General features: G+C 68.8%; 19 protein-coding genes and 1 pseudogene. 12 read left to right on the forward strand and 8 right to left on the reverse strand.

The annotated features are described in order from the left end of the window. Nucleotides 1-49 precede the first annotated feature (49 nt). The 4 genes from VM938_13600 to VM938_13615 all read left to right on the forward strand — a co-directional run bounded on the left by VM938_13600 (nt 50) and on the right by VM938_13615 (nt 3,242). Complete coding sequence (locus VM938_13600; protein HVF76070.1) at nt 50-1,267, forward strand: hypothetical protein; 1,218 nt, start codon at nt 50-52, stop codon at nt 1,265-1,267. Nucleotides 1,268-1,482: 215 nt separating this feature from the next. Further along, nucleotides 1,483-1,935, forward strand: coding sequence for a hypothetical protein (locus tag VM938_13605; GenBank protein HVF76071.1), 453 nt, complete (start codon nt 1,483-1,485; stop codon nt 1,933-1,935). Between the two features lie 365 nt (nt 1,936-2,300). Next, nucleotides 2,301-2,693: a hypothetical protein gene (locus VM938_13610; protein ID HVF76072.1), complete on the forward strand. Its 393-nt coding sequence runs from the start codon at nt 2,301-2,303 to the stop codon at nt 2,691-2,693. Between the two features lie 309 nt (nt 2,694-3,002). Next, a complete protein-coding gene (locus VM938_13615) occupies nt 3,003-3,242 on the forward strand; it encodes a helix-turn-helix transcriptional regulator (GenBank protein ID HVF76073.1) in 240 nt (79 codons plus the stop codon). 259 nt (nt 3,243-3,501) lie between these two features. On the opposite strand, the gene VM938_13620 is transcribed toward VM938_13615, so the two are convergent. Beyond that, nucleotides 3,502-4,848, reverse strand: coding sequence for a DUF4041 domain-containing protein (locus tag VM938_13620; GenBank protein HVF76074.1), 1,347 nt, complete (start codon nt 4,846-4,848; stop codon nt 3,502-3,504). A 133-nt stretch (nt 4,849-4,981) separates the two neighbouring features. On the opposite strand from VM938_13620, the gene VM938_13625 reads away from it, so the two are divergent. After that, nucleotides 4,982-6,394 carry a peptide ligase PGM1-related protein gene (locus tag VM938_13625; protein ID HVF76075.1) on the forward strand — a complete coding sequence of 471 codons (1,413 nt, stop codon included), beginning with the start codon at nt 4,982-4,984 and terminating at the stop codon, nt 6,392-6,394. On the opposite strand, the gene VM938_13630 is transcribed toward VM938_13625, so the two are convergent. The 3 genes from VM938_13630 to VM938_13640 all read right to left on the reverse strand — a co-directional run bounded on the left by VM938_13630 (nt 6,387) and on the right by VM938_13640 (nt 8,595). Beyond that, nucleotides 6,387-6,842 (reverse strand): VOC family protein, encoded by a 456-nt coding sequence (locus VM938_13630; protein HVF76076.1) that lies wholly within the window; start codon nt 6,840-6,842, stop codon nt 6,387-6,389. The two genes, VM938_13625 and VM938_13630, sit on opposite strands and share 8 nt — an antisense overlap. 69 nt (nt 6,843-6,911) lie before the next feature. Then, the gene (locus VM938_13635; protein ID HVF76077.1) at nt 6,912-8,051 is read right to left on the reverse strand and encodes a hypothetical protein; all 1,140 of its coding nucleotides are present in this window, start codon (nt 8,049-8,051) and stop codon (nt 6,912-6,914) included. A 130-nt stretch (nt 8,052-8,181) separates the two neighbouring features. Further along, the gene (locus VM938_13640) at nt 8,182-8,595 is read right to left on the reverse strand and encodes a PaaI family thioesterase (protein ID HVF76078.1); all 414 of its coding nucleotides are present in this window, start codon (nt 8,593-8,595) and stop codon (nt 8,182-8,184) included. Between the two features lie 101 nt (nt 8,596-8,696). Here VM938_13640 and VM938_13645 point away from each other — a divergent pair, with 101 nt between their 5' ends. From VM938_13645 to VM938_13655, 3 genes and pseudogenes are all read left to right on the forward strand, one after another. Beyond that, a complete protein-coding gene (locus tag VM938_13645; GenBank protein HVF76079.1) occupies nt 8,697-10,391 on the forward strand; it encodes an N-6 DNA methylase in 1,695 nt (564 codons plus the stop codon). Between the two features lie 74 nt (nt 10,392-10,465). Beyond that, entirely contained in the window at nt 10,466-11,329 is an 864-nt protein-coding gene (locus tag VM938_13650; GenBank protein ID HVF76080.1) for a hypothetical protein, read from the forward strand. 17 nt (nt 11,330-11,346) lie between these two features. Then, nucleotides 11,347-11,694, forward strand: a pseudogene (locus VM938_13655) (DUF4383 domain-containing protein). On the opposite strand, the gene VM938_13660 reads toward VM938_13655, so the two are convergent. Then, nucleotides 11,694-12,710 (reverse strand): pirin family protein, encoded by a 1,017-nt coding sequence (locus tag VM938_13660; GenBank protein ID HVF76081.1) that lies wholly within the window; start codon nt 12,708-12,710, stop codon nt 11,694-11,696. The pseudogene VM938_13655 and the gene VM938_13660 overlap by 1 nt on opposite strands. A gap of 116 nt (nt 12,711-12,826) precedes the next feature. Here VM938_13660 and VM938_13665 point away from each other — a divergent pair, with 116 nt between their 5' ends. Continuing rightward, complete coding sequence (locus VM938_13665; GenBank protein ID HVF76082.1) at nt 12,827-14,377, forward strand: S8 family serine peptidase; 1,551 nt, start codon at nt 12,827-12,829, stop codon at nt 14,375-14,377. After that, the gene (locus tag VM938_13670) at nt 14,374-16,881 is read left to right on the forward strand and encodes a bifunctional diguanylate cyclase/phosphodiesterase (GenBank protein HVF76083.1); all 2,508 of its coding nucleotides are present in this window, start codon (nt 14,374-14,376) and stop codon (nt 16,879-16,881) included. The genes VM938_13665 and VM938_13670 overlap by 4 nt, the downstream gene beginning before the upstream one ends. Here the strand turns inward: VM938_13670 and VM938_13675 are convergent. Then, the gene (locus VM938_13675; GenBank protein ID HVF76084.1) at nt 16,878-17,831 is read right to left on the reverse strand and encodes an ATP-binding protein; all 954 of its coding nucleotides are present in this window, start codon (nt 17,829-17,831) and stop codon (nt 16,878-16,880) included. The two genes, VM938_13670 and VM938_13675, sit on opposite strands and share 4 nt — an antisense overlap. Before the next feature lie 122 nt (nt 17,832-17,953). Between VM938_13675 and VM938_13680 the strand changes: the two genes are divergently transcribed. Further along, nucleotides 17,954-18,622 carry a hypothetical protein gene (locus VM938_13680; GenBank protein HVF76085.1) on the forward strand — a complete coding sequence of 223 codons (669 nt, stop codon included), beginning with the start codon at nt 17,954-17,956 and terminating at the stop codon, nt 18,620-18,622. Between the two features lie 19 nt (nt 18,623-18,641). Beyond that, nucleotides 18,642-20,231, forward strand: a complete 1,590-nt coding sequence (locus tag VM938_13685; protein HVF76086.1) for an ABC-F family ATP-binding cassette domain-containing protein — start codon at nt 18,642-18,644, stop codon at nt 20,229-20,231. Between the two features lie 52 nt (nt 20,232-20,283). Here the strand turns inward: VM938_13685 and VM938_13690 are convergent, their stop codons facing one another. Further along, a complete protein-coding gene (locus VM938_13690) occupies nt 20,284-21,138 on the reverse strand; it encodes a TIGR04086 family membrane protein (GenBank protein HVF76087.1) in 855 nt (284 codons plus the stop codon). A 59-nt stretch (nt 21,139-21,197) separates the two neighbouring features. Next, nucleotides 21,198-21,656: a hypothetical protein gene (locus tag VM938_13695; protein ID HVF76088.1), complete on the reverse strand. Its 459-nt coding sequence runs from the start codon at nt 21,654-21,656 to the stop codon at nt 21,198-21,200. Between the last annotated feature and the right edge of the window lie 16 nt (nt 21,657-21,672).

Below are 21,672 nucleotides of genomic sequence, written 5' to 3' on the forward strand. Positions count from 1 at the left end.
ATCGAGCGCGACAGAGATTCGGGGGCTCCCTCGACCGTTGGGAGGCGACGTGAGCGCCGAGGGCGGCCGTGGCGGGCTGGTTGGCCGTCACCTTCGGCCGCTACTCGACCGGCGAGATGCCACCGTCTATGCGATGGGTGAGGCAATTCAGGACGAGGTGATCGAGTACCGCATCTTTCAATCGCCTGATGACGAAGCCGAGTGGGCCGAAGGACTGGCATCGTTGCTCGACCTCTTTCTGACTCTCTCGACGGAGGACCGTTGGTTGACTCCGGCGGAGACGCACGGCATCCGTGCCATCGGCGCCCAGCGAGCTGATCAGGGGTTCTCGCCAGCGGCTACACGGTTGAGCGTACGCATCGCCGTCCGGGTAGCGCGGGATCGGATTATCGAGGAGTACGACCCCACCACCGACGAGGACCGCGGCGCAATGACCGCGGTGCTCAACCTCCTGGATCGGTTCTCCAGCGCGGTTCAAGATCTCCTCGACGAAGGCTACCGGGATCGCCGGAACGAGCGAAACGCGAGGGGGGGATTAACGGTCGCCCAGCTCGTCCACGACGTGCTTGACGGAGCTCTTGTTGACGAGGCGCCGTTTGCAGAACGGAGCAGAGCGGCGGGTTGCGACGCAGCTGTCGCGCGGGCCGTATTCCTCAGTGCAGGAGACGTCGACCTCAACCGGTTGGCAGACCAGTTGCGAGTGAGCGACGCCGCCTGTCACGTCGTCGGGCGATCTACGCCGCTGGCACATGGGGTCGTCGTCGCGGCGGTGCCGATACCCGCAGCGACCGAGGTGCTCATTGCCGCGGTGCAGGACTCTGCCGCGAACGCTGCGACCACAGTCCTCTATCTCGGAACGTTCCAACGTCCCAGAGACGCGCACGCTTCCTATCTCGGAGCGGTCGAACTGGTTCCCCATCTGCCACGGATCGCCCGTGGGACCGGACTGGTGCGGTCCGGCGACGTCGTGCTCCATCGTTTCGCTGCAGCGATACCCGGCGCAACCCGAAGGGCACTGCGGCAAGAGGTTCTACGAGGGCTCGATGCGCTGCCGCCAACTAAGGCCGCCGCGGCGCAGGAAGCGCTGGCGTGTTTCGTTCGTCATAAGTTCAACATCACGGCCGTCATGTCGGCGACCGGAAGGAACCGCAAGACGGTTTACATGACACGCGATCAGCTCGAACTCTTGCTGGGGATGTCCCTCGCCGAGCAGGAGCACCAAGCCGTCCTCGCCCTTGCTCGTCTGCTACACGAACTCGAGACGTAACAACGCCGGAATCTGCCCACGCCCTCCTTGATGGGCTGTACGAGTTGACCACCAAATTGGATAGCTCTGACCAGTGACTCAGCTTCAGAACTCCTTTAAAACCTACTCAGGGGAGCCGGGAGCACGTCATCCGTCGAGGATACGCAGCACGTCCCCTCGTCCAAAAGCCAACGCTGGGGGGAATGTTGCGAAGCATCCTCCGTGGAAGGAATTAAATGAAGAGATTCGGACTGATGATCGCGTGCGTCGCGTCGTTCCTGGTTGCGGTCGTTCCTGCGCAACCTGCGTCGGCGGCAACGCCGTGCAACACCGTGGCGAAGACGCCTTACAAGTGGGACTGGAAACTGAAGACGGTCGGCGCGGCGACCGTCGTCGAGTGCAACAACATCATGACATTCATCCAAATCAACTCGACAGCGGAGGTGTGGAGCGCAACCCACGGTATGTGGCTCGAGGGCAGCGAAGGCAAAAGTGAGGCTCACCAGGTGACGTGGGCCTATGCAGACGCCTGGTGGAACTGCCAGGGCTATGGAGAGCCGTGGACGCGTACCCGCGGCGACTCAATCGCTCTGTACGGGTTCGGGGCCAGTCAGCGCGAGACGGCCGCGCCGAGCGCGACCCGCCAGTTCGAGGACTGCGGATACCTCCTGAGAGAGATCAAGCCCTAACACAGCTTAGCTACACTGTCCTTTCTGTGAGGGGGCCTCGAGCAATGAAAACCGGGTCGGTATTGCTGCTCCTTATCCTGAGCCTCGGGGCTTGTAGCGGGCCCTCGACGTCCGAGAGCCCGCACTCAACGGAAGGTTTGGAGCTGCCGTCTGGCAGCGGGGAGGAGGGCTCGCCTCCTGAGGGGCGAGCCCCTTCTTCTCCACCGACGTCGGGCAGCGGTCGGCCGTCGGGTCTCGAGGGAGGAACTCCGGGAAAAAATGCACCGGGGTCGCGGCCTGAGGGGGGACCGGCAGGGCAGCCAGCGTCAGGCTCCGAGGAGACGGATGAATACTGGGCGACAAAGGCGAACGGTGGAACGCTAGCGGTGAAAGGCAACCGCGACGCCGTGGAATGGCGACTGTACTTGTCGCGCGAGCGCGGCACCTGCCTTGCCTTCCATGTGCGAGACGGGAATCTAAGGCAAAGCGGCGGCAGCGGTACCTGCGAGCAGAAACCACCGCTCGATGTGTCGCTCTTTCGCAACGTCTCGGGCCGCTTCGCATACGGGGTGGTCACAGCGGAGGCAGTGGAGATCCATCTCGAACATACGGATGGAGCCAAGGACGTGCTGCGGGCGGAATCGACGCCCGACTTCGAGGGACGGTTTTACGCCGGGGAAGTCCGGCCGACTCCCTTTAAACGGGTCGTGGCGCTGGGGGCTCGGGGCGAAGTCGTCGCGAATTACCGCGATGTGTCGCGTCTGAACACGACTGGTTAAGTGAGCCTCCGCAGAGGCGAAGATCCAGTCGACGACGCGCGACACCCGGGCGCGTCTGCAGTGGGTGCTGGAGTCCAGCGAGGACTCTGATCGTTACCCCACTCGTTGGGATGTCTCAGGTGGCGTCGTGGTGTGGGCAGCGCTAGACGGCGCAGCGCGCTCCCTCGCGTCTCCCACTAGCTCTCGCTCAAACGCAGGCCGTCTGGAGGTCAGCGCCTCGATTGCTCTGCGTGCGCCCACAGCTACCCGCCGGACTCGGGCCGGGACGCCAACAGAAAAACCGTGCTCACCTGGAAAAACAGGTCACGAATGAGCAAGGAACCCAGGACCAAACTCGGTCAACGGCTTCGAGCGGCGCGCCAAGTCGCTGGGCTCACGCAGGACGCGCTCGCAAGACTGAGCGGTGTTCATCGCACGTACATCGGTGCACTGGAGCGGGGCGAGAAGGAGCCGACGCTGTTTGTTCTTGTGAGGCTCGCAGGTGCGCTCGGCGTAGACCCCGGAGCGCTCGTGACGGGCATCCGTCCCGACGACGCCGATCGCGAATGATCGAGGACGCACGGCGCCCCTTGCAAGCGGGCTGCCATGCGTGTCCTAACTTCCGGCGTCGCCGTTGCCACAGTTGGGCTCGTGCCCGCGTTTGCCATTGCACTGTCGGTGACGACGGTGAGGAGGTCCGGTGCGGGTCCTGAACACGTTGCCGAGCGTGTCGGCGGCGGCGTCGTCGCCCTCGGTCGTAGCCTGCGCGTAGACCGCCAGCGTCAGTCTTCTGTCGTCGGCCTGACTGGGCCGCAGGGCGCGATCCCGCCTACGAGGCTGCGCTGCGCTGACGGGTGCGCCGGGGTCCGGCCACCGGCTCGGCCACAACGAGATCCTCGGCCGCCCGACGCACGTTCTCCGACTGGTGCCACTCCTCGGCCTCGGGGTGCTCTACGAACGACAGCAACGAGCCGTCGAACGAGGTCAACAGGGCCTCCACTTCGCCGGGGGTTGCGTAGAAGAACTCCCGTCGTAGGTTCACCCGGTTGACGCGTCGGGCCGCGAGCGCGTCGTGCAGCCGTGCCTCCAGTCCCACGGCGTCGTCGCTGAAAACGATGGCGTGCACGTCGTAGCGGAACGGCACCGAGGCGTCACCGAGCTCACGAACCCTGTCCATCGGCTCCAGCCGCCGGGTCATGCCGATCTTGACCATGCGCTCGCCGAAGGCGCCCACGTTGGAGATGACGTAGACGTAGCCGGCACGGATGTTGGCTTCGCGCGCTTCCACGCCGTGGATGGCGTCGTTGATCTCGGCCAGCTTCACCTCTGCGGCGCCGGCGGCGACGTCGTCGCCGTTCGCCCGCATTTGTGCGACTGCGTTGAGGTAGTGGGCCTGCTCCTTGAGCAGCCGGGCCTTTTCTGCCTCGAACTCCTTCCGGGCTTTGGCCTCTTCGCGGAGCCGCGCCTTCTCCTCGCGTTCGGCTTCCTTCTCTTCCTCGACCTTGGCGAGGTAGTCGGCCGTAAGGCGCATCTCGTCGATGCGAAGGCGGTGGTAGCGCGACGACACGTTGATGTTCATCGTCCGGCCCAGCCGCGAGATCGTCTCGCGGGCCTTGGTCAGGCGGTCGACGGCGGCGTCGAGCTTGTACGGGCGCATCGTCTGCACGAGGCGGTCGGCTTCGGCGTTGTACGCCCGCAGCATCAGCTTCGACAGCTCGCGCACCATCTTGCGGCCTTCGGCCTGCGAGCCGTTCACCGTCCAGTCGTTGGTTGCGGTGACGGCTCCGCCGTCCTTCATGGCCATCGCCTTGATGCGGCTCTGCACATCGGCGAGCGGCTCCTTGTAGGCGACCGAGTCCTCAAGCCGGTGGTGGTAGTCGTACACACCCACCTCTTGGAGGATGAGCACCTCGCGCACCTTCACCAGGGCGGCATCGGCCGCCTCGCGTTCGGCGCCGAGCAGGCCGACCTCGTCGTCGAGCTCCTTTCGGCGGGCGGCCAAGGCGTCGACCTGGTTACGAAGCGCCTCCAACTCCGGGAAGCCGAACCCGTCGATGAAGCTGCGCAACTCGCGCACCTCGGCTTCGAGCGCTCGCTTCCCGCCGAACAAGCCGCCGCCCCCGCCCACCGGCGGCTGTGGCACCGGCCGGGCCAGTACCTGCTTTGCGTCTTCCATGCCGCTCTCCCCCCGCGGCACCGGCGTGCTCGCTGCGATCCATGATCGGCAGCATGACGACGAGATGTAGCGGTCTCGCCGGTTTTTCGGGCGCCGGCACATGCACGCCGAACGGCGCGCGACGATGCTCGGCGTGGGTACGGCGTTCGAACAGTTGCAGCGCGACAAGCTCGAAGCGGCGTGGCGCGCCGACCTGCCTGGTTCCACGACGCCGCATGTGATGATCGGGCTGCCGTCGTACTCGGTCGACCGCAGCTTGTTGGACCACTACGGCGACCGCGTGCCCGCGCTGGAGAACCGTTACCTCTACAGCGTCCTGTCGGCCCGCCAGCCGGGCAAGCGGGTCGTGTACCTGTCGTCGTTGCCGGTGCGCCAAGACGTGCTCGACGGCTACCTGGCCTTGGCCGAGCCCGCCGACCGGCCCACGATCCTGCAGCGCACGCTCCTCCTTTCGCCCGACGACACCACCAGCCGGTCGTTGGCCGAGAAGGTGCTCGACCGGGGCGAACTCGTCGATGCGCTGCGGCGGTTCGTGGCCGACGAGCTGACGCTGATCGAGGCGTGGAACGTGACCGAGGCCGAAGCCGACCTGGCCGTTGCCATCGGCGCACCGATCTACGGCACGGACCCCCGCCACCGCGAGGTGGCCACCAAGAGCAACGGGCGGCGGCTGCTCCGCGACGCGGACGTGCCCGTGCCCTACGGCATCGAGGACGTGCGCAGCCCCGCCGACGTGGCGGCGGCAGTGGCCGCCATCAGCGCCCACTGCCCTGACCTCCGCGAGGTGGTGGTCAAGCTCGACGACAGCGGGGCGGGCGACGGCAACATCGTGGTCGACGTCGACAACCGCGCCCCCATGGAGACGCTGTTGCCCCCGTGGTACCGGGAGACGCTGATCTCCGGCGGCGTTGTCGAAGAACGCATCGACGGCGTGGAGTTCCGCAGCCCCAGCGCCCAGGCCACCATCACCCCGTTGGGCGAGGTGACAGTGCTGGCCACCCACGAGCAGCGCCTCGACGGGCAGGTGTACGAAGGCTGCTCCTTCCCCGCCGATCCCGTCTACGCGCCGCTGCTGGGCCGCTACGCCGTGCAGGTCGGCGAGCGCTTGGCCGACCTCGGTGCCGTCGGCCGCTTCGCCCTCGACTTCGTGGCCCGGCGCCTGCCCTCGGGCGACTGGGACCTGTTCGGCATCGAGATCAACCTGCGCAAGGGCGGCACCACCCACCCCTACGGCGTCACCCGCCTGCTCGTCGGTGGCCACTACGACCCGGCGGCGGCTACCTACGTCGACCGCGACGGCCGCCCGAAGTTCTACGCCGCCACCGACAACCTGGTCGACGAGAGCTGGGTGGGCCGTACCCCCGGGGAGGTCCTGCGCATCACCGTCGACTCCGGCCTCTGTTACGACCGCGACAGCGGCACAGGGGTCGTCCCCCACCTGCTCGACTGCCTCAAGGTCGACGGCCGCATGGGCTACACGGCGCTCGGTGACAGCCCGGCCCAGGTGGCCGAGTTGGAGGAACGCTTCATCGCCGCCGTCAGCTGAAACGAGCCGCCGGCGTGCCCGGAGGGTTTGTCACCCCCGGCGTGGCGTCCGGGTTGGGGACGCACACCTCGGCTTCGAGGCCGTCGGGGTCGCGGAAGAACAGGCTCAGCACCGGGCCGAAGTCGGTCACGAAACCGTCGCTGGCGCCCCGCTCGACCAACCGGCGGCGCACCTCGGTGAAGGCGTCGAGCGAGGCGGCTTGCAGGGCCAGGTGGTCGAGGCGGCCCCGCCCGAACATCGGCGTCTGGCGGGTGGCCTCGAGGTTGCCCGCCACCTCGAACACGTTGAACTCCGCGGTGGGGCCGACCTTCAGGAACGTCAGGCGCATGCCGTCTTCCGGCCGAAGCTCGCCGTCGACGGTGGCCTCGAACACGTCTCGATAGAAGCCCACCAGCCGGTCGGTGTCGTTGGTCAGGATGGCCACGTGGTTGAAACCGTCGAGCAGCACGACGCCATTGTGCCCGGGCGCGAAGGAAGCCCCGCCGAAGCGGGGCTTCCTTGCCGTCGTGCGTGGTGACTAGCGGTTGCGCCAGTAGTTGAAGAGCGAGCTCTCTTGGCTGTCGAAGTACGGGCCGCTCATCCACGAGCCGCCGTAGGGCTTGTGGCTGTTGACCGAGTTCACGTAGCCCAGCCAGTTCGACCCGACGTAGGTGAGCCAAGGGCCGCCGCTCGAGCCGCCGGTCATGGTGCACGACATCCACATCGTCCCCGCGTAGGTGCCGTCGTTGTAGGAGTAGTTCGGGCAGTGGATGAGGTCCTCGCCGCTGTAGCTGTAGGCGGGCCAGCGGGAGTCGGTGGCCGGGTAGCCGAAGCTGTGGCGGTACAGGTTGGTCGGCTCGTTGAACGAGATGCCGTGGCCGCCGACGTAGTTCACCAGGTTGCCGCTGGCGTTGGGGCTGACCAGCAGGACGGCTACGTCGTCACGGAAGTCGTAGGAGCCGCCCACGCCGCCGTGCCACGACCACGTGGTCGACACCTGCCGGTAGTGCCAGGTGCCCATGCGGCAGCCGTACTCGTAGCCCGGGCAGAAGCGGAAGTGCTCGTACCAGAAGCCGTTGCCGGTGATGCGCCCGTCGCCGTCGGGGTCGGGCCGGAACACGCAGTGGCCTGCGGTGAGCACCAGCGACTTGTTCTCGCTGTTGACCGCGGTGGCCGAGCACCAGCTCCAGCGCTCGCCTGCGCCCGGCTGGGTGTCGAAGAACAACCGGCCCACCTGCAGGTTGGGGTTGGTCCAGTAGGCGCCGCCCCATGCCGAGTTTTGCGAGGCGCCGCTCGAGCTTGTGGGCTGGTCGTTGCCCGCCGACGCCGTGCCCGACAGCGTGTTGCCGCTGGGCGCCTTGGCGGGCGCCGCTCCTTCGACCCGCTCGGTCGGACCGGCCTGCTCCTGGGGAGCGGCGTCGCGCCGAGCCTGCGCGTGCTGCGCCGGGGTGGGCAGGGGCTTGGCCTCCCGCTCGACCCGCTCGTTGGGGACCTCGCGGCCTCGGGCCTGTTCCGCCTGCGACACCGCCTTCGACGGTGGTGCGCCTCGCCCTCGGTCCTCGGCCCGCGGGGCCGCGAGGGCCGAGCCGCTGCTGATGCCGATCATGGTGACGGCGGCGACGACCGATGCCGCCGCCATGCCGATCCGCCGAATGCTTCGTGCCTTGGTGGTGTTCATTTCCCGATCTCCTCCGGTTCCGCCGTTGGGGCCCCAGCGGCCCAAGCGGTGAGTTGATCGTGCGCCTCGCGACGGGCATCCGTCCGTCTCGCAGGCGACACCGGAAATGTGCGGTTTGTGACAGAGGCGCTCAGCGCCGGGGCGGGATCGAGTAGGTCACTTGCGCCTTGGCCACCAGCTCGTCAGGGCTGCCGTCGGCTGACCACATCGACACGTCGACCACCGCCAGCCTGCTGCCGAGCTTGAGGACGCGCCCGTCGGCGAAGACGTCGACCAACGCAGGCTTGCGCAAGAAGTCGATGTGCAAGCTGGTGGTGACGGCGAGCGCCACCAAGCCGATCCGCGACAAGACCGACAACCATGCGGCGGTGTCGGCCAGCCCCATGAGCGCAGGCCCCGACACCGTGCCCCCGGGCCGTTCCTCGGCGCTGCTGACCGTGCGCCGCAGGAGGACCCCCGCCTCGGTGATCGCCTCGACCTTGAGGGGCGGCGGGTTGGCGGGGAAGGCGTCGCGAAGGAACTGCTCCAACTCGTCCGGCGTCATCGCGGCACCGTACGCGATCACCGGCATCCAGCCTTCCACCACTTCGTAGGTCAGCCCCAATACCGTGGCGGTGTGGCGGCCTGCTCCGTAGACTCGAACACATGTTCGATATAGAGGAGGTCAGCACAGCGAGGCTCTCCCCCGAGGGCGACCCCGACCCTGGCGTCGACTACGGCGAAGTGTTCACGCGTCGGTGGGTGGTTGAGTTCATCCTCGACCTCATCGGCTACACGCCTGCTCGCGACCTCGGCGCGTGCGTCGTCGTCGAGCCGTCATGTGGTACTGGGGCGTTCCTGGGCCCGATTGTCGACCGTCTTCTCGAATCGTGCGTGGTCCACGGTCGCAACCCCGCAACCCTGACGGGTGCAGTTCGCGCTTGCGACGTTCTGGACGCCAACGCCGATAGAGCACGGAAGATGGTCGTCGAACGGCTCCGCGACGGCGGGCTCATGTCCGAGGATGCCGAAGCAGTCGCACAGGCATGGGTCATTGCCGACGACTTTCTCCTGCGCGACCACGATCTGCGTAGCGCCGACTACGTCGTGGGCAACCCTCCCTACGTCCGGCTGGAGAGCGTCCCCCGTGCTGTCATGGCCGCGTATCGAGATCGCTGCACCGCTATGCGCGGACGCAGTGACCTCTACGTAGGCTTCGTCGAAGTTGGCTTGTCGCTTCTCAAGCCTGGAGGCGCACTCGGCTTCATCTGTGCCGATCGCTGGATGCACAACCAATACGGCGCACAGCTCCGTGAGCTCGTGACTGCCGACTACGCCGTTGAAACGGTCGTCACCATGCACGACGTTCCGGCATTCGAGGACGAGGTGTCTGCGTATCCCGCCATAGTGGTGATTCGCAACGCCGACCAAGCAGACGTGGCAGTCGTCGAAGCCAAACGCAGCTTCGGAGAGGCGGACGCCCCGGCATTGGCAGCGTGGGCCTCGAGCGTCTCCCAAGCAGCCTGCGGTCCTACGTTCGAGGCCTCTCGCACGACAGGTTGGTTCAAAGGCGGGGAGCTTTGGCCCATGGCGTCGCCTACCACGTTGGCGCTCGTTGCCGACTTGGAACGCCGCTACGACCCGCTACAGGACGCCGACAAGACGACGCGTGTGGGCATCGGGGTGGCCACGGGCTGCGACGAGGTCTTCATCACGAGGGACGCGGCGCTGGTCGAAGAAGACCGACTGTTGCCGCTCCTGCTCGCTTCCGACACGACCTCCGGAGCAGCCGTGTCCTCTGGCGCCTACCTGGTCAACCCGTGGGACGAGGAAGGCTTGGTGCAGTTGGACGCGTACCCACGCCTCAGGGACTATCTGGAGTCGCACCGTGCTCGTTTGGAGCGCCGTCATGTGGCGCGCAAAAATCCGGCCCAGTGGTATCGCACCATCGACCGTGTCGATCCACGGCTGCTTCGACGGCAGAAGCTGTTACTTCCCGACCTGAAAGCGGCAGCCCATCCGGTCTTCGACGTGGGCGCCTTCTATCCGCACCACAACCTTTACTACGTGGTCTCGGACACCTGGGATCTCGAGGTGCTGGGAGGGCTCCTGCTGTCGGACATCGCCAATCTGTTCGTGGGCGCCTACTGCGTGAAGATGCGCGGGGGGTGTTACCGCTTCCAGGCGCAGTACTTGCGCAAGATCAGGGTTCCAGACCCGGGATCGGTGGCGCCGGCTGACCGCCGAGAGTTGGCTCGCGTCTTCCGCGAACGAGACGTCGACGCAGCGACAGCGATTGCGAACCGCGTGTACGGCATCGACGAACTGCCGTCGGACATACTTCACGGGTGTCCGAAGTAGCGCTTCCGCACCCTGCACCCCGCAGGCCCAAGGACGTTCTCCAGACAAACCCGTACTGCGAACCTCTCCGGGCAATGTACGAACGCCTTGTCGCATCCCCAGCGGCAAGCTGGAACCAGGTCGAAGAAGCGTTTCTGAAGGCTATGTCGGACTTCGACAGTGGGCTCCCGACGGCGTTCTCGGACGATGGCAGCGGCGGGCAGAGCAGCCTGCTGAGTGCGGCCCTTCAAAACGGCAAGGGTGACTGGTTCAACAACGTCATCGCCTCAGTGCTCGAGAAGTGCTCCGGCATCGAGACGCTGTACGTCCGTCGACGCGTCCTCGGATTGATCATCCCCGAACACAACCTGGATGGCGTCTATCCCGGGGATCCGACACGCGAGATCGACTTCATGCTGGAAGCGAAGATGATGGGCACGCCGAAGCACGCCCTCAGCCCGGGTGAGAAACCAGCGGGCCGATCAGGCTCGGCGGACACCGGCAAGCGAGTGAAAGAACTCGCGTTCAAGTCCATCGACCTCAAGGGTGAGGCAGCCCGGCGCCTGACCATGGTTGGCCGGCCGCCGACGACTGGAGGTGCGGGTGGGGGCGACCTGTCGGCATGGCTGCACGCGACTCGTCCGAGGATCTTCTTCTTCATGGCTGTGCGGGTGCTCGGTGATGCCGACTTTGCTGCGGTTGTCCGTTGGGCGGAGACGGCGGCGCAGGTCGTCGATGCCGTGGGCCTGTACTGCTACGAACCTGCGGACGGATCCTTCACCTCGTACCGGCGGCGCTCGGGCGTGCCGACTGCGTACGAACTCGAACGCGTGCTTTACCGAGCCTGCACGGAGTTGCAGGCGCTGAGAGAGGATCCGCCACCGCCAATCCCACATGACGTACCCCCGAGCGCCGGTGCACGTGCAGGCGAACTCACTGCTGAAGCCGACGAGGGATGAGGGAGGCCAGGGGACTTATGGACACCGCAGTGCGCACCGGCGTTTCGTGGCGAGGCGACCAGCTCTACCTCTGGGTGTGGGGCGCCATCTTGGTCGTGCTCGGAGCGGGGAGCCTGCTGCTCCACCCCGACTTCGCAGTGGGCGACGCTGTCACCGACGAGCACCTCTTCGGTGTGTTCGAGGTCAACGGCTGGCACGGCGTGGCCGGGCTGACATCGGGCCTCGTCGCGCTTGCCTTCGCCCGTTCCGACCGCTGGGCTCCCACGGTCGCCGCACTGGTCGGCGGCGTCGGCGGCGTGCTCCCCGCCATCGCCATGTTCCTCGCAGGCGACGGCAACGTCGCCCTCGGGCTCATCCCCGTCGACTACGTCGACGCTGTGCTGCTCCACCTCGTGCCGGGCCTGCTCGGCCTCGCCGTGGCTATGCGGTATGCGGTATGCGGCATCAGCGCGTCAGGCGGGATGACGCCGAAGCGCCCGGACTGGAAGTCCTCCACCGCCTGGATCAGCTCGGCCCGCGTGTTCATCACGAAGGGGCCGTAGGCGGCGATCGGCTCCCGCAACGGGCGGCCACCCAGCAGGAACACCTCGGCGCCCCGCGGACCGGTGCCGGTGACCGTGAGCGAGTCGCCTGCTCCGAACACTGCCAACTGGCCGCTGTGCACGGGACGCTGCTCGACGCCCGCAGTGCCGCTGCCCTCGAGCAGGTAGGCCAGCGCATTGAAGTCGCGCCGCCACGGCAGCGTCAGCCGGGCGCCCGCCGCCACCGAGGCGTGGACGACCGTGATCGGCGTGTGGGTGGCGCCGGGGCCGCGATGGTCACCGAGATCGCCCGCGATCAACCGCACCAACGCCCCGCCGTCGGACGACGAGAGCAGCACCACGTCGCCGCTGTCGAGGCTCTGGTAGCGGGGCGCCGCCAGCTTGTCCTTCGCCGGCAGGTTGACCCACAGCTGCACGCCGTGGAACAGCCCGCCCTTCACCACCAGCTCCTCGGGCGGGGTCTCGATGTGGAGGATGCCGCCGCCCGCCGTCATCCACTGGGTGGCGCCGTCGGCGATCACGCCCCCACCGCCGTGCGAGTCCTGGTGCTGCATCACCCCGTCGAGCATGTAGGTCACGGTCTCGAAGCCCCGGTGCGGATGCCACGACGTGCCCCGGGGCTCGCCCGGCCCGTAGTCCACCGAGCCCATCTGGTCCATGTGGATGAAGGGGTCGAGGTCGGACAGGTCGACGCCCGCAAAAGCCCGGCGTACCGGGAAGCCTTCGCCCTCGTAGCCGGTGGGGGCGGTGGAGACGGAGCGCACGGGCCGATCGACGGCGCTGAGCGCCGGTTCGGCCAAGCGGGGAAGGGCAAAAGTATCGGCGGTGATGGCAGGCACGACCGGTTCAACGCCCTGTTCGCAGCCGATGTTCCAACGCGCGCAAATGACTATTGGCGACTAGTCCGTCCCGAATGTGCCTATTCATCCGTCACGCTCCGTGGTCTTGTATCACCATGCGTAGTTACCGCCTCCCCGTTCGTCGCCTCCTGTCCGGCTGCTCGCTGATGGTCGCCGTGGCCGTTGGCAGCGCAGCCCCCGCCGAGGCGGGGCTGCTCAGCTCCACCGTCGGACTGGTGGACAGCACGCTCGGCATCGTCACCTCGGGCTGGGACGACGGGGCCACCACGGCGCCCGTGTCGCTGTCGACGGTGGCCGATGCGGTGGGCGCCGACGAGCTGTGGAAGCGGGGCATCGACGGCACCGGCATCGACGTGGCCGTCATCGACACGGGCATCGCCCCCGTCGCCGGCCTCGACGGCGCAGGCAAGGTCGTCAACGGCCCCGACCTCTCGTTCGAGTCGCAGGCCGCCGAGTACCGGCACTTCGACACCTTCGGCCATGGCACCCACATGGCCTCGATCGTGGCCGGCCACGACAGCGCCGGCTTCAAGGGCCTGGCCCCCGGCGCCCGAATCGTCAACATAAAGGTTGGGAACTACCAAGGAGCTGTCGATGTAACTCAGGTGATCGCGGCAATTGACTGGGTTGTGCAGCATCGCAACGATTCGGGCCTCAACGTCCGAGTGCTGTCGTTGGCCTACGGGACCGACGGGCTGCAGAGCTACCAGCTCGACCCGCTGACCCACGCCGTCGAGTCGGCGTGGCGCAACGGCATCGTGGTGGTCGCCTCCGGCGGCAACGACGGCACCAGCCGTGCCGCCTTGACCAACCCCGCCTACGACCCCCGGGTCCTGGCCGTCGGCGCCAGCGACCTCAAGGGCACCGTGTCCGCCCTTGACGACACCGTCGCCGCCTTCTCCAGCCGGGGCAACAGCTCCCGGCGGGTCGACCTGGTGGCGCCCGGCGTCTCCGTGCTCGGCCTCCGCAACCCCGGTTCGACCATCGACGACGCCCACCCCGACGCCGTGGTCAACGAGCGTTTCTTCCGGGGCAGCGGCACCTCGCAGGCCGCGGCCGTCACCGCCGGCTCGGTCGCCCTGCTCCTGCAGGCCCGTCCGTCGCTGTCGCCCGACATGGTGAAGGCGCTCCTGCGCACCACCGCCACCCCGTTGGTCAAGGGCGACCTGGCGGGCCAGGGCAGCGGTCGCCTCAACATCGAAGCTGCCGCCCTCGCAGCCGTTCCCACCACCACCAGCGTGACCGTGGCGCCCTCTACCGGCACCGGCTCGCTCGAAGCGGCCCGCGGCACCAGCCACGTGGCCTCCGACGGGATCGAGCTCACCGGCGAGCGCGACATCATGGGCAACCCCTGGAACGGCTCGGCCTGGGCACCCACCTCCACCGCCGGCACGGCGTGGACGGCCGGCACCTGGAACGGCGCTGAGTGGGCCGGCACCTGCTGGTGCGGCGAAAGCTGGACGGCCACCACGTGGGAAGGCAAGAGCTGGACCGGCAAGTCGTGGACCGGCAAGTCGTGGACCGCAGACGAGTGGTCGGGCAAGAGCTGGACGGGCAAGTCGTGGACCGGCAAGAGCTGGACCGGCAAGTCCTGGACGGGCAAGAGCTGGACGGGCAAGTCCTGGACCAGCGCCACGTCGTCGTGACCGCTGCACCCGCCGCCGCGCCGTGGCGACGGGTCGCGATTCTCGCCTTCGCCGTGCTGGCGGCGACGGCGGCGCTAACCTTCGGGCCCGTCTCTTCGATGGGCCCGTTCGGCGCGTTGTCGGTGCCGTGGCTCGCCCTCCTGGTGGCCTTCGCCGCCTGTGAGGTCTTCCTCATCCACATCGAGCACCGCCGCGAGGCGGTGTCGTTGTCGCTCTCGACCATCCCGCTCGTCGTCGGCCTCTACACCGTCGACCCCGTCGCCTTGGTGGCCGCCCGGGTCATCGGCTCGGGCATCGCCCTCGTCGTGCACCGCAGGCAGGCGCCGCTCAAGCTGGCCGTCAACCTCGGCCACATGGGCCTCGAAGCAGTCGTCGCCATCCTGGTGTTCCGGGCCTTGGCGCCCGGTGGCGAGCTCGGCCCTGCCTCGTGGCCCGCAGCCGTGGCCGCCGCGCTGGCCAGCGACCTGGTGCAGAGCGCCGTGCTGGTGACGGCCATCAGCCTGTACCAACGCCGGTGGGAAGGTGCGCTCACCGAGACCATGGCGCTGGGCACCGCCGCCCGCCTGGTCGACACCGCCGTCGCCCTCGTCGTGGTCAGCGTGCTGCGGGCCGAACCGGCGGCCGTCGCCCTCCTGGGCCTGGCGGGCTTCGCCTTGGTGTGGTCGTACCGGGCGCACACCGCGCTGCGCGTCCAGCACCGCCAGCTCGAGCACCTCTACGACTTCACCCAAGTCATGGGCGACGCTGTGCTGGCCGAGCGCACCGTCGAGGCGCTGCTGCGGCAGGCATGCGACCTCCTCCACTCCGACGCCGCCTGGGTGTACGTGGAGCGGGGCGGCAAGACCCATCGCGTGGGCACCACGGTGGAAGGCGCCCTCACGCTGGCCGAGGTGGCCCCGGGTTCTCCCGACGCGCTGGTGGAAGAAGGCGTGCGGGGCCGGTCGCGGCCCGAGTTGATCACGGCGACGGCCACGCCCGCGCTGGCTGCCCTCGGGGTGGCGGAGGCCCTGGCCGCCGAACTGCGCAGCGGCACCACGGCGGTGGGCACCCTGGTGGTGGCCGACCGCAGCGGCGAGGTCCGTGCCTTCGACGACGAAGACCTGCGCCTGTTCGCCATGCTCGCCAACCACGCGGGCATGGCCCTGGCCAACAGCCAGCTCGTGGACCGGCTGCGCATGAACGCGGACGAGAGCGAGTACCAGTCGCTGCACGATTCGCTGACCGACCTGCCCAACCGGGCCCACTTCTCCCGCCGGTTGGAAGAACGGCTGGCGGCGGGCAGCGCGCTCGGCGTGCTCCTGCTCGACCTCGACGGCTTCAAGGACGTCAACGACACCCTGGGCCACCAGCACGGCGACCTGCTACTGCAGCAGGTGGCCAAGCGGTTGCGCACGGCGTTGCGCCACGGCGACACCTTGGCCCGCCTCGGCGGCGACGAGTTCGCCGTGTTGTTGCCCGACGTGGTCGGCAGCCAGGCCGCCGTGAGCGTGGCGCGCGGCTTGGTGGCGGCGTTGGAGCGGCCCTTCGACGTGTCCGACGTCAGCGTCGAGATCGGCGGCTCGGTGGGTGTGGCCCTGTCGCCATTGCACGGCATGGAGGCCGACGGGCTGCTGCAACGGGCCGACATCGCCATGTACCTGGCCAAGGCCAACCACACCGGGGTCGAGGTCTACGACGCCGAACGCGACGGCCACACCCCCGAACGCCTGGCCTTGGTGGGCGAGCTGCGCCACGCCATTGCCGAAGGCCACCTCGAGGTGCACTACCAGCCGCAGATGTCGCTGGCCACGGGTGACGTCGTGGGCGCCGAAGCGCTGGTCCGCTGGCAGCACCCCACCCGGGGTTGGCTGCCGCCCGACGAGTTCGTGGCCGTGGCCGAGCGCACCGGCCTGGTGCGCCCGTTGACGTCGTTCGTGTTGGAGACGGCGTTGCGAGAGTGTGCCCGCTGGCGCGAGGGCGACGGCCCCGAGCGCATCTCGGTGAACCTGTCGGCCCGCAGCCTCCTGCAGCCCACCTTCCCCGACGACGTGCGCACCCTGTTGCGCGACACGGGAGTGCCCGCCGAGGCGCTGTGCTTGGAGCTGACCGAGACCAGCATCCTCGTCGAGCCCCGCCGCACCGTGCCCGTGCTGCAGCAGCTGGCCCAGACGGGCATCACCATCGCCATCGACGACTTCGGCACCGGCCAGTCGTCACTCGCCTACCTCAAGCAGTTGCCGGTGGGCGAGATCAAGATCGACAAGTCGTTCGTCATGACAATGGAGGAGGACCGGGCCGACGAAGCCATCGTCTGCTCGATCATCCAACTGGCCGCCAACCTCGACCTGCCGGTGGTGGCCGAAGGCGTGGAGAGCATGGCGCTGGCCGCTCGCTTGCGCGGGGCCGGGTGCGGCTTCGCCCAGGGCTTCGGGTTCAGCAAGGCGCTGCCCGCCGAGTCGTTCGTGGCCTGGGTCGAGGAGTGGCGCAAGCGGCCCGGCGTCGGCGAGCTGCGGGTGGTCGGCTAGGACGCGCTGCGGTAGCGGTGGGCGGCGTCGCGCACCTCTTCGGGCGGCTCCGTCAGGTACACCACGATGCGGCAACCGGGGTCGCCCACGGCAATGCGCTCCTCGAGCAGCACGGAGGCCTCGCCGTCGGCCGTCTGGGCCGCGGCGATCCCCCCGAACACGCTCGACGTCATGCGGCACAGGGCAGGCGCCATGCGCACGACGTCGCCGAACGGGCAGGCGGTGTTGACGAGCACGATGCGCTCGGCGGTGGCCTCGACCACGTCGAACTCGCCGTCGATGGCGTGCTTGAGGCGCACGAAGCACTCGCCCAACTGTGTGGGCGTCATGCGCTCGACCACGTCGGTGGCGGCGCGGAACTCCTCCTCCATGCGGCCGCCCACGTCGATGCCCACTTGGGCCACGGCTGCTTCGGCCGCCGAGGGGCCGTGCTGTTCCTCGACCGCTTGGGCCATCTGCACCACGAGCGCCCGCAGGAACGACTCCTTGCCGAACCCGCCGCCGGGCGCCGCCTCGTCGAGGCCGGGCAGGGCGTGGTCGTGGTGGCGGGGCGGGTCGTAGCTGGGGGAGACGGCGCGGGGCACGGGCAACACCGCTTGCACCTTGGCCCCGCCCGACCGGCGCGCCGCAATGCGCAGGTCGTCCACCACGTGGCCCACGATCTGCAGGCCGCGTCCCGCTTCGGCGAGGTCGTCGGCGGGCTCGGGCACGCCGTCGAAGCCAGGGCCGAGGTCGTAGACCGTGAGGGTGGGGTGCTTGGCCGCCCACGACAACGAGACCCACACGGGGCCGGTGGCGTGGCGGGCGGCGTTGCCCAGCAGTTCGGCCACCGCCAGCTCGGCGCCGGAGAGGTCGGCCTCAGGTTCGGCGTGCCGTTCCAGGTGGGCGACGACGGAGTGGCGGAGGCGTCGGACTGCCTGCGTGTCGGTGGTGTCCGCGTACCAGTCCACCAAGCCAGGGTACCGGCGGCCCCTGTGCGCTGCCCGCCTCCGGAGGTTGCGTAGGAAACGGCGCGTTTTCCGGCGCGATCCCTCCACAACCTCGTTGGGGTCGGGTGGGGTAGGAAGTGGCCATGCCGACAATCACGGTCTGGTCCGACATCGGGTGCGAGTGGGCGCATGTCGCCGTCTCCCGGCTCTTGCGCACCAGGCACGCCATGGGCCTCGACGGTGAGGTGCGCATCGACCACCACGCCTTCCCGCTGGAACTGTTCAACGAGGCCCCCGTGTCGAAGCTCATGCTCGACGCCGAGGCACCGGTGCTGGGCGCGGTCGAGCCCGAGGCCGGGTGGCAGATGTGGCGGTCGCCGGACTGGCACTGGCCGGTCACGACGATGCCCGCCTTGGAGGCTGTGCAGGCCGCCAAGGAGCAGAGCCTGGAGGCGAGTGAACAGCTCGACCGGGCTTTGCGCAACGCCCTGTTCGGGGAGAGCCGGTGCATTGCCCTGCGCTCGGTGATCCTGGATGTGGCCGCCGGTTGCCCGGCCGTCGACGTGCCCTCGTTGGCCAAGGCGGTCGACGACGGCCGCGCCCGCCGCCTGGTGATGGACGACTTCGAGCGAGCCCAGGCCGACGACACCATCAAAGGCAGCCCGCACGTGTTCCTCCCCGACGGCACCGGCTTTCACAATCCGGGCCTGGAAGCGGAGTGGCACGGCAAGCCCGGCCAGGGCGGGTTCCCGGTCGTCGTGCGCAACGATCCCGGCGTCTACGAGGAAATCCTGCTTCGAGCCACAGGCTGAGACCCGTCATGATGGGTCGGTGCTCCAAGCGCGTGATCTCAGTGTGGAGGTGGGCGGGCGGCTCGTCGTCGACGGCGCCACCTTCACCGTGCGCGCCGGCGACAAGGTCGGCCTGGTGGGGCGCAACGGGGCGGGCAAGACCAGCATGCTCAAGGTGCTGGCCGGCGAGGTGCAGCCTGCGGGCGGCACCGCGCTGCGGCGGGGAGCCGTCGGCTACCTGATCCAAGACCCCCGCAAGCACGGGGTCGGCGTCGATGCCAACGCGTTGTCGCACATCCTCAGCGGCCGCGGCCTCGACGAAGCGCAGCGGCGGGTGGAGAAGCTCCGCATCGCCGTGGAGGAAGATCCCTCCGAGCGCAACGTCACCCGCTTCTCCCGGGCCGAAGACGCCTTCCGGGAAGCGGGCGGCTACGTGGCCGAGTCCGACGTGCGCCGCATCGTGGCGGGCCTGGGCTTGTCGCCCGACCGGGTCGACGCGCCGATCTCGGTGTTGAGCGGTGGCGAGCGGCGCCGGGTGGAGTTGGCCCGCATCCTGTTCGCGGGCAGCGACCTGTTGCTGCTCGACGAGCCCACCAACCACCTCGACACCGACGCCAAGTCGTGGCTCATGGGCTTCCTGCGCAACTACCGCGGCGCCCTGCTCGTCATCAGCCACGACCTCGACCTGCTCGACGAGGCCATCACCCGCGTGCTCCACCTCGACGAGGGCGAGGTCGTCGAATACAAGGGCACCTACTCGCAGTACCGGGCGGCGCGGAAGCGCGACGAGGAGCGCTTGGCCAAGCTGGCCGAACGCCAGCGGGCCGAGATCGCCCGGCTGTCGACGCTGGCCGACTCCATGCGGGGCCAGACCGAGAAACGCGCTCGCACGGCCAAGACGATCGACAAGCGGGTGGAGCGGCTGGCGTCCACCGCGGTGACCGGCCCGCGCAAGGAACGGCGCTACGCCATGCGCCTGCCGCAGCCGCCGCACTCGGGGCGGCTGGTGCTCGACGTCAACGGCTTGCGCAAGGGCTACGGCGGCCCGCCCGTGTTCGACGACCTGACCTTCGGGGTGGAGCGGGGCGAGCGGCTGTTGATCATGGGCCTCAACGGCGCGGGCAAGACCAGCCTGCTGCGCATCCTGGCGGGCGTCACCACTGCGGACGCGGGCACGGTCGGCTTCGGCGTCGGCGTATCGGTGGGCTACTACGCCCAGGAGCACGAAGGCATCCGCCCCGGGCTCGACGTGCTCGGCCACATGCGCGAGATGGTTCCCGCGCCGGAGCAGGAGCTGCGGTCGATCCTCGGCATGATGGGGCTGTCGGGGGAGATCTCCTTCCAGGACGCCTCGACCTTGTCGGGCGGGGAGAAGACCAAGCTGGCGCTGTCGCAGTTGGTGGCCGGGCGCCACAACCTGCTGCTGCTCGACGAACCCACCAACAACCTCGACCCGCCGTCGCGTGACGCCGTGGCCGAGGCGCTGGGGTCGTGGGGCGGCACCATGGTGATCGTCAGCCACGACACCGGGTTCGTGGAGGCGTTGGCCCCGGAGCGGGTCCTGCTGCTGCCCGAGGGCCAGCTCGACTACTGGAGCGACGACCTCCTCGACTTGGTCTCGCTCGCGTAAGAGGGTGCGCCTTGCGGCCCACCCTCTCGTCGTCCTGCCGGTGTCCTGCTCGTCAGTGCTCGGCGCGCTCCCGGCGCTCACGAGCCTCGCGGTCCTCGTCGAGCGTGGTGTCGGTTCGGTCCACCCGGTCTGTGCGGTCGCCGTCCCGATCGCGATCGGCAACGTCGCGGTCGCGATCGCGGTCGTCAACGTCGCGGTCGTTGCGGTCCCGAACGTCGCGGTCGCGGTCGCGGTCCCGGTCGCTGCGGTCGCGGTCCCGGTCGCTGCGGTCGAGCACCGAGGTGCCGTCGTCGACCACCTGCGAGCGGCCTGTCGCGGCCGACGTCTCCGGCACGCCCGCACCCACGTCGGGGTCGAGGGCCCGGGTCAGGTAGCGGCCGTGGTAGCGCTCGCCCACGGCGCCGCCCCACAACGAGCCGAGCAACATGCCGGCCAGTGCGGCGATGCCTGCCACCGTGCCGACCTGCTCCCATTCGTCAGCGGTGGTGGGGATGCCGACGTTGCGCAGGTTGCGGGCGATCTCGTCGGTGTCGGCCAAGGCGTTCACCAAGCCGCCGACGCCCACGGCGATGAGCACGCCGAGCACGAAGACCATGAACCCGTTCCACATGCCCGAGCGGCGTGACATGCGGCCGGCCACATACCCGCCGTAGAAGTACGACAGCAGCAGCACGACACCGGCGGCGATGCCGCCCGCCGTGCCCATCTCTTCCCAGTTGTTCGAGGTCAGGTCGATGTCGGCATCGACGGCGTTGGCGACGGCTGCGGCAATGGCGAGCAGCACGGCAAACGCCCCGAAGGCGACCAACGTCCCGGCCAGCACGCTGGGGAACGAGATCTTCCGCTTGCCCGCGTCATGGGCTAGTTCAGCGCGATCGGATCGCGTCTCCACGTGGTTTCGGCGCATTGGATACTCCTCCTTCGTGGTTGCCCGTACCGTGCCCGAGGAAGGGAGACGGGAAACCGTCAGCGGGCGTCGTCGACGGCGCGCTGCGCTTCTCGGAGGTGGTGCGAGGCGAGGTGCACGCCTTCGCGGGCGGCGTCGAGGCCCCCGTTCGACCACCGGTCGGCGGGGTAGCGCTCGACGGCGGTGGCCAGCTTGGTGGCGGCGTTCTCCAAGCGGGTGAGGGTGGCTTCGACCGACGGCTCGCTCGGTGGTTCGCCGGGGTCGAGGCCGACCATGGGGTTGTCGTTCACCGCGTAGCGGTCGACCGCATCGGCCGCCGCGGACAGGGCCGCGGCCACGAAGGCACCGTGCTCCGCCGCCGACCACCGGTCGGGCGCCGGGCGCCGGGTCACCCGGTCCTGCTGGTCCTCAGGGCGGACGAGCACGGCGCGGTAGCGGCGAGGGAACGAACGGGCAGCCACGGCGGCGTCGGACGGGGAGACGGTGCGCGGGTCGAACCCGCATGTCGGGCAAGTCATCACCGCGTACGGTACC

It is taken from the genome of Acidimicrobiales bacterium, assembly GCA_035536915.1.
Classification (GTDB): Bacteria; Actinomycetota; Acidimicrobiia; order Acidimicrobiales; family JAHWLA01; genus JAHWLA01.

Coding starts and splice junctions, on each gene's coding strand:
- VM938_13645 (HVF76079.1), top strand. CDS start 8,697: ATGTTCGATATAGAGGAGGTCAGCACAGCGAGGCTCTCCCCCGAGGGC.
- VM938_13640 (HVF76078.1), bottom strand. CDS start 8,595: ATGACGCCGGACGAGTTGGAGCAGTTCCTTCGCGACGCCTTCCCCGCC.
- VM938_13620 (HVF76074.1), bottom strand. CDS start 4,848: ATGGAAGACGCAAAGCAGGTACTGGCCCGGCCGGTGCCACAGCCGCCG.
- VM938_13605 (HVF76071.1), top strand. CDS start 1,483: ATGAAGAGATTCGGACTGATGATCGCGTGCGTCGCGTCGTTCCTGGTT.
- VM938_13690 (HVF76087.1), bottom strand. CDS start 21,138: ATGCGCCGAAACCACGTGGAGACGCGATCCGATCGCGCTGAACTAGCC.
- VM938_13615 (HVF76073.1), top strand. CDS start 3,003: ATGAGCAAGGAACCCAGGACCAAACTCGGTCAACGGCTTCGAGCGGCG.
- VM938_13695 (HVF76088.1), bottom strand. CDS start 21,656: ATGACTTGCCCGACATGCGGGTTCGACCCGCGCACCGTCTCCCCGTCC.
- VM938_13650 (HVF76080.1), top strand. CDS start 10,466: ATGTACGAACGCCTTGTCGCATCCCCAGCGGCAAGCTGGAACCAGGTC.
- VM938_13680 (HVF76085.1), top strand. CDS start 17,954: ATGCCGACAATCACGGTCTGGTCCGACATCGGGTGCGAGTGGGCGCAT.
- VM938_13665 (HVF76082.1), top strand. CDS start 12,827: ATGCGTAGTTACCGCCTCCCCGTTCGTCGCCTCCTGTCCGGCTGCTCG.
- VM938_13635 (HVF76077.1), bottom strand. CDS start 8,051: ATGAACACCACCAAGGCACGAAGCATTCGGCGGATCGGCATGGCGGCG.